The organism is Streptomyces avicenniae (genome assembly GCF_000719135.1).
In the GTDB taxonomy this organism is placed as follows: Bacteria; Actinomycetota; Actinomycetes; order Streptomycetales; family Streptomycetaceae; genus Streptomyces; species Streptomyces avicenniae.
This window is the reverse complement of the sequence record NZ_JOEK01000009.1, coordinates 511933-524048: the sequence shown is the minus strand read 5'-3', so window position 1 is coordinate 524048 and position 12116 is coordinate 511933. Positions and strand designations below refer to the sequence as shown.

The following is a 12116-nucleotide window of genomic DNA, read 5'->3' as shown; positions in this document are numbered from 1 at the left end:
CGCGCGGGGGTTCACGGGTCTCGCGGGTCGTCTCAGGCGGCCTTGCGCGCCGCGCGGTCCTCCCGCCGCCCGGCGGCCTGGTCGGGCGCCCGGCCGCTCCCGCCGTACTCCTGGCCCTGCTCGCGGTACCAGGCGATCGTGCGCGCCAGGCCCTCGGCGGCCCGCACCCGCGGTTCCCAGCCGAGCCGTTCGCGCGCGAGCGAGATGTCGGGGCAGCGGACGGTCGGGTCGTCAGCCGGGCGCTCGACGTGCCGCACGGTGGAGCGCGAGCCCGTCAGCCGGATGACGGTGGCGGCCAGGTCGAGCATGGTGATCTCGTGCGGGTTGCCGATGTTCACCGGCCCGCGCAGGTCGGAGGCCGCCATGGCCAGCACGCCGCGCACGGTGTCGTCCACGTAGGTGAGCGAACGCGTCTGCGTGCCGTCCCCGGCAACCGTCAGCGGCTCGCCCGCGAGCGCCTGCCGGACGAACGTCGGCACGGCGCGGCCGTCGTACCCGCGCATCCGCGAGCCGTAGGTGTTGAACAGCCGCACGATGCCCACGTCCGTGCCGTGCACCTGTGCCTCGGCCATGGCCAGGGCCTCGCCGAAACGCTTCGCCTCGTCGTACACGCTGCGCGGGCCGACCGGGTTGACGTTCCCCCAGTAGCCCTCGCGCTGCGGGTGCTCCAGCGGGTCGCCGTACACCTCGGACGTCGAGGCGAGGACGAGACGGGCGCCGTGGCGGCGGGCGAGCAGCAGCGCGTTGCGCGTGCCGAGGCTGCCGGTCTCCAGCGTGTGCAGCGGCAGCCGCAGGTAGTCGGCGGGGGAGGCGGGCGAGGCGAAGTGCAGCACGAGGTCGGCCCGCGGCGTCACGTCGAACGGCTCGCGGACGTCCTGCTCCACCATGGTGAAGCCCGGGTGCCCGCTCAGGTGCACGACGGTGCGCGGATCGGCCGTGCTCAGGTCGTCCACGCAGGTCACGGCCGTGCCCTCGGCGAGCAGCGCGGTGCACAGGTGGGACCCGACGAAACCGGCTCCGCCGGTGACGACGGCGTGCTGATGGTGCATGGGCGTGCCTCTCCCGTGCGTCCGGCCCTCGGTGGCCTATGCGCGTTTTGTAGCGATTCGTCGCTGTATGACCCGTCCCAAGTACCCGCCGGAAAATCGGGCAAACGGGGTGTCGTGCCGACACCTCCGGGTACCTGGACCGTTCACGGCCGCCCGTGGCCGGACGGCGCCCCCGGTGAAGGGAAGTCCCATGCGCGTGGTGATCGTCGGAGCGACCGGCAACGTCGGCACGGCGCTGGTGCGCGCGCTCGCGGACGAACCCGCCGTCACGTCGGTCCTCGGCCTCGCACGCCGCGTCCCGGACCGTGAGGTCGCCAAGACGACGTGGGCGCCGGTGGACCTGCGGGACGCCGAGCACGTCGAGGCGCGGCTGCGCGGCTACTTCGAGGGCGCCGACGCCGTCGTCCACCTCGCCTGGCTCATCCAGCCCGCCCGCGACCCGGTGACCACCTGGCAGGCCAATGTCCTCGGCACGACGCGGCTGCTGAACGCCGTGGCCGCCGCGCGCGTGCCCGCGCTCCTGCAGTCGTCGTCGGTCGCCGCCTACGCGCCGGGCCCGAAGGACCGCGCCGTGGACGAGAGCTGGCCCACGCACGGCTGGCCGCAGGCCGCGTACAGCAGGGAGAAGGCCTACGTGGAGCGGCTTCTCGACGCCTTCGAGTACCGGCAGCCGACCGTGCGCGTCGTGCGGATGCGGCCCGGTTTCGTCTTCTCCCGGCACGCGGCGGCCGGGCAGCGGCGGCTGTTCGCCGGGCCGCTGGTGTTCGGGCCCCTCGTGCGGCCGGAACTGCTGCCGCTGATGCCGGACATGCGCGGCCTGCGCTTCCAGGTGGTGCACACGAGCGACGTGGCGGAGGCGTTCAGGCTGGGCATCACGGAGCCGGTGCGCGGCGCGTTCAACCTCGCCGCCGAACCCGTCGTGGACGCCGCGCTGCTGGGGCGGCTGTTCGAGGCGCGACCTGTCACCCTGCCCCGCCCGCTGGTGCGCGCGGCGCTCGCGGCGGCCTGGCGCCTCCGGCTGACGCCCGCCTCGCCGCAGCTGTTCGACGCGTTCGTGCGGCTGCCGCTCATGGACCGCACGCGCGCCGCCGAGGTACTCGGCTGGCGGCCCCGCGTCAGCGCCGAGGACGCCCTGCTCGAACTGGTCGGCGGCCTGCGGGACGGCTCGGGCGCCCACACGCCGCCGCTCGAACCCCGTGTCCCCGGCGGGCGCGCGACGGAGCTGGCCACCGGCGTCGGCCGCGCCCCCTGACCCCGCCCCCACCCCCCGGCACCGCACCGCCCGACAGCGACGTCGAAGAGAAGGTGACCAGGCCATGAGCAGCCGGAAGGTCGGCGACCACATCCTCGCCCGCCTGCGTGAATGGGGCGTCGAGGTCGTCTTCGGATACCCGGGGGACGGCATCGACGGCCTCCTCGCCGCCTGGGGGCGCGCCGACGACCGACCGGCGTTCGTCCAGGCGAGACACGGGGAGACGGCGGCGCTCCAAGCCGTCGGCCACGCCAAGTTCTCCGGCCGCGTCGGCGTCTGCGTCGCGGCCTCAGGCCCCGGCGCCGTCCACCTCCTGAACGGCCTCTACGACGCGAAGCTCGACCACGTGCCGGTCCTCGCGCTCGTCGGCCGGACGGACCACGGCGCGGCGGGCGGCTCCCACCCGCCCCACCAGCAGGACGTGGACCTCCACGCGCTGTTCAAGGACGTCGCCTGCTTCCTGGAGACGGTGCACGTGCCCGAGCAGCTGCCTGACGTCCTCGACCGGGCGCTGCGCACCGCGCTGTCCCGCCGCGGGCCCGCCGTGGTCGTCGTCCCCGCCGACGTCCAGGCCCTCGACCACACGCCCCCTGGGCACGCGCCCCCCGGCCGCGACCTCCCCAGCCGTTCCCCCGCGCCCGAGCCCGACGCGCTGCGCCGCGCGGCCGAGGTGGTCAACGCGGGGCGCGAGGTCGCCCTCCTCGTCGGCCGGGGCGCCGCCGGGGCGCGCGCCGAGATCGAGGAGTTCGCCCGCCTCACCGGCGCAGGCGTCGCCAAGACACCGCTCGGCAAGGACGTCCTCCCCGACACGCTGCCGTACGTCACCGGCACCGTCGGCCCGCTCGGCACCCGCCCCTCGCAGGACCTCATGGACGGCTGCGACACGCTGGTCGCCGTCGGCTCCGACCTCCCCCACGGCCGGTTCGCGCCCGAGCGCGGGCAGGCGCGCGGCGTCCGGATCGACGCGGCCCCCTGCATCCCCGGCATGCGCCACCCCCGCGACGTCCACCTCGTCGGCGAAGCGGCGGCCACGCTGCGCGCGCTGATCCCGCTGCTCGACGCGAAGGACGGCGCGGCGCGGCGGCACGAGGAGATCGAGAAGTCCGTGCTGCGCTGGTGGGAGGTGCTGGCGCGCCAGGCGGAACTGGTCGCCGCCGACCCCGTCAACCCGCAGTACGTCGCGCACACCCTCGACCCGCTGCTGCCCGACGATGCCCTCGTCACCGTGGACTCCGGCTCCGTCACCACCTGGTACGCCCGGCACATCACCATGCGCGGCACCATGCGCGGCTCGCTCTCCGGCACGCTCGCGACGATGGGCTGCGCCCTGCCCTACGCCATCGGCGCCAAGTTCGCCCATCCGCAGCGGCCCGTCGTCGCGCTCGTCGGGGACGGCGCCATGCAGATGAACGGCATGAACGAGCTGATCACCGCCGCCAGGTACCGCGACCGCTGGGCCGACCCCCGGTTCGTCGTCGGCGTGTGGAACAACCGCGACCTGAACGAGGTCACCTGGAGCCTGCGCGCGACGGCGGGCGCCCCCAGGTTCCGGCCCTCGCAGGAACTGCCCGACGTGTCCATGGCCGCCTTCGCGCGCACCCTCGGCCTGCACGCCGAGCGCGTCGAGCGGCCCGAGGACGTCGAGGAGGCGTGGCGCGCCGCGCTGGACGCGGACGGCCCGGCCGTCGTCGAGTTCGTGACCGACGGCTCGGTGCCGCCCCTCCCGACCTCGGCGAGCCGGGACCGGACGGAGTCCACCGTCAAGGCGCTGCTGAAGGGCGACCCCGACCGTGGCGCCGTGCTCACGCGGGGCGTGAAGGCGAAGCTCCAGGAGTTCCTGGCCGGGGGCGACCCGCAACCACGGCACGACAGGTGAGCCCGCACGGAGAACGGAACGACGGAACGCGAACGGAGGTGCCCCATGGGCACGGAGCACGGCGAGCACACGTACGAGGGCGGCGGGCGGCTGCGCGGTCTGCGGGCCGTCGTCACCGGCGGCGGGTCCGGCATCGGCCGCGCCGTCGCGCTCGCCTACGCCCGCGAGGGCGCCGACGTGCTGATCAGCCACCTGCCGGAGGAGGAGAAGGAGGCCGAGGAGACCTGCCGCCTCGCCGCCGAGGGCGGGCGCCGCGCCGTCGCCTTCGCCGCCGACCTGCGCGACGAGCGGCAGTGCGCGCGGCTCGCCGACCGGGCCGTGGCCGCGTTCGGTGAACTCGACGTCCTCGTCAACAACGCCGTCCACCCGGCGGCGTGGCCGGAGGAGGCCCCCGGCTGCCCCGCCGAGCGGTTCGACCACGTGCTGCGGGCGCACCTGTCCGGCATGTCCTGGCTGACCACGGCGCTCGTCCCCCACCTGCGCAAGGGCGGCTGCGTCATCAACACGACGTCACCCCAGGCGTCCTGGCCGGGCCCGCACCTGCTGGACTACGCGATGGCGAAGGGCGCCGTCGTCACGTTCACCCAGGGCCTCGCCGCCCAGCTGGCGGGCGACGGCATCCGCGTGAACGCGGTCGAGCCTGTGCCCGTGCATCCCGACGAGACGGCGACCGCGTACGTCCTCCTCGCCTCGCGGGAGGCGGGCCCCATGGCGGCCGAGGTGCGGGCCGCGACCGGCGGCGGCCCGCTGTGAACCCCCGGGACGGCGGCGGCGAGACGTCCGAGGTGAGCGTCGTCATCGCGACGCGCGACCGCCGCGACGAGCTGCTGCGCACGCTGGAACGGCTCACGGCCCTGCCGGAACGCCCGCCGGTCGTCGTCGTGGACAACGGGTCGCGCGACGGCACGCCCGCCGCCGTCGCCGCCCGCTTCCCCGCCGTACGGCTGGTCGCGCTCGCCCGCAACCACGGCGCCCCCGCCCGCAACGCCGGGGTACGCCTCACCGACACCCCCTACGTCGCCTTCAGCGACGACGACTCGTGGTGGGAGCCCGGCGCCCTCACCCGCGCCGCCGCCCACTTCGCCCGCTACCCGGCGCTCGGCCTCCTCGTCGGCCGCGTCCGCCTCGGCGACGGCGACCCCGGCGACGCGCCGACCGACCACGTCTCAGAGAAGATGGCCACCGCCCCCCTCGGCGACCCCGACGACCTGCCGGGCCCCGCCGTCCTCGGCTTCCCCGCCTGCGCCGCCGTCGTCCGCCGCGACGCGTTCACCGCCGCCGGAGGCTTCGACGACCTGGTGTTCTTCGGCGGCGAGGAGACGCTGCTCGCCCTCGACCTCGCCGCCCGCGGCTGGCGCGCCGCCTACGCGGCCGACGTCACCGCGCGCCACGCCCCCTCGCCCCGCCGCGCCCTCGCCCCCCGCCGCTGGGCCCTGCACCGGCGCAACGACCTGCTGATCCGCTGGATGCGCCTGCCCCTGCCCGACGCCGCCCGCCGCACGGCTGGCCTGGCCGCCCAGGCGACGCACAACCGCGCGGCGGCCCGCGCCCTTGCCGGGCTGCTGCGCCGCCTCCCCGAGGCGCTGCGCCGCCGCCGCGCCGTGCCCGGGCGGGTGACGGAACAGGTCGCCGCGCTCGGCGAGTTGCGCTGAACGGCGAGCTGCGCTGAACGACAGGCTCAGCCGTCGGTGTCCGGCAGGCCGCCCGCGCGCAGCGGCGAGACGCACGCCAGGCCGTCAGGCTCGACGCCCGACAGCAGCGCCGACGCCCACAGCTCCGCCACGTAGGGCGCCAGCGTCAGCCCCGAGGGCCCGTACCCCGTGAGCACGCTCAGGTTCGCCGCGCCCGGCAGGCGGCCGACCAGCGGCAGCCCGTCCCGCGACACCGGACGGAAGCCGACGCGCGTCTCGATCAGCGTCGCCCCGGCCAGCCCGGGGGCGGTCGCCAGGGCCTCGGCCAGCACCTCCGCCTGCCCGGCCGCCGTCACCCGCCCGTCGAACCCGGCGCCCTCCTCCCGCGTCGCGCCCGCCACCACACGCGAGTCGCCGAACGCCAGCAGGTAATGGCCCCGCGCCGACGACACGACGGGCCACGCCGACGTGTCCGTGCCCGGCAGGCCCAGGTGGCTGATCTGCCCGCGCTGCGGACGCACCCCCAGGTCGATGCCGCAGCCGCCCAGCAGCTCCGTGCTCCACGCGCCCGCCGCGACGACCACCTCGTCGGCGGGCAGCACGGCGCCGTCCACCGCCACCTCGGCCCGCCCGCCGCGCAGACGCAGCGCCGCGCGGCCCTCGACCGGCGTGGCGCCGCGCCGCCCCGCGGCGGCGAGCAGCGCGACGCGCAGCAGCCGCCCGTCCACACGCGCCCCCGCCGACGTGTGCAGGCCGACCAGCTCCGGCGCCAGCACGGGGAACAGCTCCCGCAGCTCCGCCCCCTCGACCCGGCTCACCGTCCCCGTCTCGTCCCGTGGCCGCTCACGCAACAGCGCCTCGGTCCTGTCCAGCTCGCCCGCGTCGCGCCCCACCCACAGGCCGCCCACGGCCCGGTGGCCCAGATCGCCCGGCCCCTCCTCGGCCAGCTCCGCCATCAGCCGCCCGTGGTGCGCCACCGCACGGCCGAACAGGTCGGCGTACGCGGCCGGGCCCACCCGCCCGGACGCCTTCACGATCCCGGCCCCCGCCAGCGTCGCCGCGCCCTGCCGCGACGCCTCCACGACCGTCACCTCGGCCCCCGCCCCGGCCAGACGCCACGCCAGCGCGGCCCCGGCCACACCCCCGCCCACGACCACGATGCGCACGCCGCGCCCTCCACTCCTCCGCCGCGCCTCCTCGGGCGGAGGCGGCACCCCACCACCCTAGGGGCGCCCGCCACGGCCTTCTGTACAGTCCCTTCGCGGAACCGGCCCCGGCCAGCACCCGCGCCGTGCCGCTCCCCGCCGGGACCGCCGGCGGCCCCGTCACGCGACCAAGGGACGACCGCCACCATGACCGCAGGAGACAGCAGCCCGTTCCCCCGCTTCCCCGCCGGATTCACCTTCGGCGCGGCGACCGCGAGCTACCAGATCGAGGGCGCGGCCCACGAGGACGGGCGCGGCCCGTCCATCTGGGACACGTACTGCCGCGAGCCAGGCCGCATCGCCGACGGCACCTCGGGCGACGTCGCCTGCGACCACTACCACCGCTACCCCGAGGACATCGCCCTCCTGCGCGACCTCGGCGTGGACAGCTACCGCTTCTCGATCGCCTGGCCCCGCGTCCAGCCCACCGGCGACGGCCCCCCGAACGCGGCCGGGCTCGACTTCTACGACCGGCTCGTGGACGCGCTGCTCGACGCCGGGATCGCGCCCGCCGCCACCCTCTACCACTGGGACCTCCCGCAGGCCCTGGAGGACGTGGGCGGCTGGCGCGTGCGCGCCACGGCCGAGCGGTTCGCCGCCTACACGGCGCACGTCGCCGCGCGCCTCGGCGACCGCGTCCCGCGCTGGATCACGCTGAACGAGCCGTTCTGCACCGCCTTCGTCGGCCACGCCATCGGCCGCCACGCGCCCGGCACCCGCGAGGGCAGCGCTGCCCTCGCCGTGGCCCACCACCTGCTCCTCGGACACGGCCTCGCCACCCGCGTGCTGCGCGAGACCACCGGGGGCGAGATCGGCGTCACGCTCAACCCCGACCGCCTCCTGCCCGCCACCGACACCCCCGCCGACCGCGCCGCCACCGACCGCGCCGAGACGCTGCACAACCGCGTCTTCCTCGACCCGCTGTTCGCCGGGCGCTACCCGGACAACGAGGCCGACACCTGGGGCGAGCTGGCTGCCGACCCCACCTGGCGCCACGACGGCGACCTCGACGTCATCGGCACGCCGCTCGACCTCGTCGGGATCAACTACTACCGGCCGATCACCATCGCCGCCGCGCCCCACACCGACCCCGACCCGGCCACCCGCACGGCCGTGGACATCCGCGCCATCGAGACCTGGCAGGGCGACGTGCGGCACACGGCGATGGGCTGGCCCGTCGTCCCCGCCACGTTCACCGACCTGCTGACGGACCTCGCCCGCCGTTACCCCGCCATGCCCCCGGTGCACATCACCGAGAACGGCTCGGCAGAGGACGACACCGTCGCCCCCGACGGCCAGGTCCACGACGCCGACCGCGTCGCCTACCTCGACGGCCACCTCCACGCCCTCGCCGACGCGATGGCGCAGGGCGTGGACGTGCGCGGCTACTACGTCTGGTCGCTGCTCGACAACTTCGAGTGGGGCTTCGGCTACGCCAAGCGCTTCGGGATCGTCCGCGTGGACTACGACACGCTGGAGCGGCTGCCGAAGGACAGCTACCACTGGTACCGCGCCCTCCTCGCCGACCACCGCGCGCGCACCGGCGGCGCCGCCGCGGGGGACGGGCCGACGCCGCCGGGCGCGGGCCGCTGAGGCGCCGCCCGTCCGCCGTCGTCAGGCGGCGGCGCGGTCCGCCGGGTCCGTCGCGGGAGCGACCTCCTGCACGGCCGTCCGCGCGGTCCGCACCGCGGCCTGCCCCGCCTTGCGCGCGGCCTTGCCCGCCGCGCGGGCCGGGGCGGGCGCGGCGGCGGCGTCGCCCTCCACCTGCTCCCGCACGCTCGCGCACGCCCGGCTGAGCAGCCGCGAGACGTGCATCTGCGAGATGCCGAGCTGCCGGGCGATGCGGCTCTGCGTCATGCCGTGGAAGAAGCGCAGGTAGAGGATCTCCCGCTCGCGCTCGGGCAGTTCCCGCAGCGGCGAGCGCACGGACTCGCGGTCCACCACCATGTCGAACCCCGGCTCGGGCTCGCCCAGGGTGTCCAGGAGCGAGTAGTCGCCGTCCGAGCCGGGGAGGTCGGCGTTCAGGGAGAGCGTGCTGTAGCTCTCCAGCGCTTCGAGACCGGTGCGCACCTCGTCCTCGGTCAGGCCGGTGTGCTCCGCGATCTGCTCGACGCTCGGGCCGCGGTCGTCCAGCCGGTACGTGAGCTGGCGCGCGGCGGCCCTGACCCTGTTGCGCAGTTCCTGGGTGCGGCGCGGGACGTGCAGGCCCCACATGTGGTCGCGGAAGTGACGTTTCACCTCGCCGACGATGGTGGGCACCGCGTAGCTCTCGAACGGGCGGCCCCTGGCGGGGTCGTAGCGCTGCACCGCCTTGACGAGGCCGAGCGCCGCGACCTGCTCCAGGTCCTCCAGGGACTCGCCCCGGTCGCGGAAGGTGCGCGCCAGGCGGTCCGCCATGGGAATCCAGGCGCACACCACCTCGCGCAGCAGCCGGTCGCGCTCCGGGCAGGGCGGCAGCTCGGCGATGCGTTCGAACTGCTGCCGCGTGTCGGGGGCGTCGTCGTGCGGATGACGGCCGCGCCTGCGGGGCGGCGCGCCGGACGCGCCGGACGCGCCGGGCGGGCCCGGCGGGCCCGGCGGGCCGGGCGCCGCGCCGCCGCCGTTCGCGTCGTCCCCCGTTCGCACGGGATTGGACGGCCCGTCACCGGGGGACTCGGTGACGGACCCGGGATGAGGGGGATGTGCGGGAGTGTTCATCTGCTCTCCCAGGTGAGGGGGCGTGCGTGCCGCTCTGTGCTCGCCACGGGAGCCGGTGGGACGTTCCTCCTCAGTCTGCCCGCACTTCGCCATTGCCACATCTCGGGCATATGCGGACAGAGGTTTCCCGGTGCCGGGGAGGGAAACCCGCCACCGGTACCGTTCCGCGCCCCGGCGAGGGGCCCTTCCGAGGAGAGGCAGCCGGACCATGACGTACGGAGAGTTCCTGAGCCGCGTCCGAGCGAGCGGCGACTACCCGGACGAGGAGGCCGCGACCGCCGTGGACGCCGTCGTGCGGACCCTGGGCGAACGGCTCCCGCAGCGCGCCTCCCAGCACCTCGCCGACCAGTTGCCCCAGCCCGTCGCGGGCATCCTGGAGGACGCCTCCGACATCGGCCGCCCCTGGGGCGTCGAGGAGTTCCTCACCCAGGTCGCGCTGCACACCGGCGAGGACAGGGACACGGCCGAGACCGACACCCGTAACGTCTTCTCCGCGATATCCGAGCGCGTCAGCGGCGGCGAGATGAACAAGCTGCTGAGCCAGCTCCCGTCCGGCTACGCCGAGTTGTTCGGGTACTCCGAGCTGGCCTGACCCGGGCCACCACGCCCACGAACGAGTCATACCCGGGCCCGCGCCCCCCGCGACGGTAGAACTGCCGCGGACCACGCGAAAGGACCCGGCACATGACGACGCTGACACCACCCCAGGCGCGGGTTCCCGAGGAACCCAGGACCGGGGGCGGCGGGCGGATCGCCGTCAACTGGCTGACGACCACCGACCACAAGAAGATCGCCGGGCTCTACTTCGTCACCTCCTTCGCGTTCTTCCTCTTCGCGGGACTCCTCGCGATGGCGATGCGCGCCGAACTCGCCCGCCCAGGGCTCCAGTTGCTCACCAAGGAGCAGTACAACCAGGCGTTCACCCTGCACGGCACGATCATGATGCTGCTGTTCGCCACCCCGCTGTTCGCGGGCTTCGCGAACGCCGTCATGCCGCTCCAGATCGGCTCGCCCGACGTCGCGTTCCCCCGGCTGAACATGCTGAGCTACTGGCTGTTCGCGCTCGGCGGCCTGCTGGTCGTCGGCTCCCTGCTGACGCCGTCGGGCGCCGCCAGCTTCGGCTGGTTCGCCTACTCGCCGCTCAGCAACGCCGTCCACACCCCCGGCACCGGCGCGGACATGTGGGTCATGGGCCTCGCCCTCTCCGGCTTCGGCACGATCTTCGGCGCGGTCAACTTCGTCGCCACGATCATCTGCATGCGCGCCCCCGGCATGACGATGTTCCGCATGCCGATCTTCACCTGGAACGTGCTGCTCACCAGCGTCCTGGTCCTGATGGCCTTCCCCGTGCTGGCCGCCGCGCTCTTCGCCCTCGCCGCCGACCGCGTCCTCGGCGCCCACATCTACGACGCGGCGAACGGCGGCGCGCTGCTGTGGCAGCACCTGTTCTGGTTCTTCGGCCACCCCGAGGTCTACATCATCGCGCTGCCGTTCTTCGGCATCGTGACGGAGATCCTGCCGGTGTTCAGCCGCAAGCCCGTCTTCGGGTACATCGGCCTCGTCGGCGCCACCATCGCCATCACCGGCCTCTCGATGACCGTGTGGGCCCACCACATGTTCGCCACCGGCGCCGTGCTGCTGCCGTTCTTCTCCATGCTGTCGTTCCTCATCGCCGTCCCGACCGGCGTCAAGTTCTTCAACTGGATCGGCACCATGATGAAGGGGTCGCTGTCCTTCGAGACGCCGATGCTGTGGTCGATCGGCTTCCTCGTGACGTTCCTCTTCGGCGGCCTGACCGGCGTGCTCCTCGCCTCACCGCCGCTCGACTTCCACGTCACCGACTCGTACTTCGTCGTCGGCCACTTCCACTACGTCGTCTTCGGCACGGTCGTCTTCGCGATGTTCGCGGGCTTCCACTTCTGGTGGCCCAAGTTCACCGGGAAGATGCTGGACGAACGGCTGGGCAAGATCCACTTCTGGACGCTGTTCTTCGGCTTCCACGGCACCTTCCTCGTCCACCACTGGCTCGGCGCCGAGGGCATGCCACGCCGCTACGCCGACTACCTGGCCGCCGACGGCTTCACCACGCTCAACACGATCTCCACCATCGGCGCCTTCCTCCTCGGCCTCAGCACCCTGCCGTTCCTCTACAACGTCTGGCACACCACCCGGTACGCGCCCCGCGTCACCGAGGACGACCCGTGGGGCTGGGGCCGCTCCCTGGAGTGGGCCACCTCCTGCCCGCCGCCCCGGCACAACTTCACGGCCCTGCCCCGCATTCGCTCCGAGGCGCCCGCCTTCGACCTCCACCACCCCGGCGTCGCCGCCCGCGACCAGGCCCGCCGCGACGGCAACCGCGACATCGGCGACGGCACGGTCCGCGCCCACGACGGCCACTGACCCGCG

Annotated in this window: 10 protein-coding genes; 7 read left to right on the top strand and 3 right to left on the bottom strand. The window is 74.9% G+C overall.

The features are described 5' to 3' along the window. Positions 1-32 precede the first annotated feature (32 nt). Positions 33-1049 (bottom strand): NAD-dependent epimerase/dehydratase family protein, encoded by a 1017-nt coding sequence (locus tag IF27_RS17310; protein WP_110945989.1) that lies wholly within the window; start codon positions 1047-1049, stop codon positions 33-35. A gap of 190 nt (positions 1050-1239) precedes the next feature. On the opposite strand from IF27_RS17310, the gene IF27_RS17305 reads away from it, so the two are divergent. From IF27_RS17305 to IF27_RS17290, 4 genes are all read left to right on the top strand, one after another. After that, complete coding sequence (locus tag IF27_RS17305; protein ID WP_052850486.1) at positions 1240-2301, top strand: NAD-dependent epimerase/dehydratase family protein; 1062 nt, start codon at positions 1240-1242, stop codon at positions 2299-2301. A 64-nt stretch (positions 2302-2365) separates the two neighbouring features. Then, the gene (locus IF27_RS17300) at positions 2366-4177 is read left to right on the top strand and encodes a thiamine pyrophosphate-requiring protein (RefSeq protein ID WP_052850485.1); all 1812 of its coding nucleotides are present in this window, start codon (positions 2366-2368) and stop codon (positions 4175-4177) included. A gap of 45 nt (positions 4178-4222) precedes the next feature. Beyond that, positions 4223-4930 (top strand): SDR family NAD(P)-dependent oxidoreductase, encoded by a 708-nt coding sequence (locus IF27_RS17295; RefSeq protein ID WP_052850484.1) that lies wholly within the window; start codon positions 4223-4225, stop codon positions 4928-4930. Then, entirely contained in the window at positions 4927-5829 is a 903-nt protein-coding gene (locus tag IF27_RS17290; protein WP_190233001.1) for a glycosyltransferase family 2 protein, read from the top strand. Before IF27_RS17295 ends, IF27_RS17290 begins: the two co-directional genes overlap by 4 nt. A 26-nt stretch (positions 5830-5855) precedes the next feature. Here IF27_RS17290 and IF27_RS17285 read toward each other — a convergent pair whose 3' ends face one another. Continuing rightward, entirely contained in the window at positions 5856-6974 is a 1119-nt protein-coding gene (locus tag IF27_RS17285) for an NAD(P)/FAD-dependent oxidoreductase (RefSeq protein WP_110945988.1), read from the bottom strand. Positions 6975-7160: 186 nt separating this feature from the next. Between IF27_RS17285 and IF27_RS17280 the strand changes: the two genes are divergently transcribed. Beyond that, a complete protein-coding gene (locus IF27_RS17280; protein ID WP_052850483.1) occupies positions 7161-8606 on the top strand; it encodes a GH1 family beta-glucosidase in 1446 nt (481 codons plus the stop codon). A 21-nt stretch (positions 8607-8627) separates the two neighbouring features. Here the strand turns inward: IF27_RS17280 and IF27_RS17275 are convergent, their stop codons facing one another. After that, positions 8628-9638 carry a SigB/SigF/SigG family RNA polymerase sigma factor gene (locus IF27_RS17275; RefSeq protein ID WP_223291085.1) on the bottom strand — a complete coding sequence of 337 codons (1011 nt, stop codon included), beginning with the start codon at positions 9636-9638 and terminating at the stop codon, positions 8628-8630. A 280-nt stretch (positions 9639-9918) separates the two neighbouring features. Here IF27_RS17275 and IF27_RS17270 point away from each other — a divergent pair, with 280 nt between their 5' ends. Both IF27_RS17270 and ctaD read left to right on the top strand, forming a co-directional pair. Next, a complete protein-coding gene (locus tag IF27_RS17270; RefSeq protein WP_052850482.1) occupies positions 9919-10302 on the top strand; it encodes a DUF2267 domain-containing protein in 384 nt (127 codons plus the stop codon). Positions 10303-10394: 92 nt separating this feature from the next. Next, on the top strand, positions 10395-12110 hold the full coding sequence (gene ctaD / locus IF27_RS17265; protein WP_052850481.1) for an aa3-type cytochrome oxidase subunit I: 1716 nt from the start codon (positions 10395-10397) through the stop codon (positions 12108-12110). The last annotated feature ends 6 nt before the right edge of the window (positions 12111-12116 follow it).

Coding starts and splice junctions, on each gene's coding strand:
- IF27_RS17310 (WP_110945989.1), bottom strand. CDS start 1,049: ATGCACCATCAGCACGCCGTCGTCACCGGCGGAGCCGGTTTCGTCGGG.
- IF27_RS17305 (WP_052850486.1), top strand. CDS start 1,240: ATGCGCGTGGTGATCGTCGGAGCGACCGGCAACGTCGGCACGGCGCTG.
- IF27_RS17300 (WP_052850485.1), top strand. CDS start 2,366: ATGAGCAGCCGGAAGGTCGGCGACCACATCCTCGCCCGCCTGCGTGAA.
- IF27_RS17295 (WP_052850484.1), top strand. CDS start 4,223: ATGGGCACGGAGCACGGCGAGCACACGTACGAGGGCGGCGGGCGGCTG.
- IF27_RS17280 (WP_052850483.1), top strand. CDS start 7,161: ATGACCGCAGGAGACAGCAGCCCGTTCCCCCGCTTCCCCGCCGGATTC.
- IF27_RS17270 (WP_052850482.1), top strand. CDS start 9,919: ATGACGTACGGAGAGTTCCTGAGCCGCGTCCGAGCGAGCGGCGACTAC.
- ctaD (WP_052850481.1), top strand. CDS start 10,395: ATGACGACGCTGACACCACCCCAGGCGCGGGTTCCCGAGGAACCCAGG.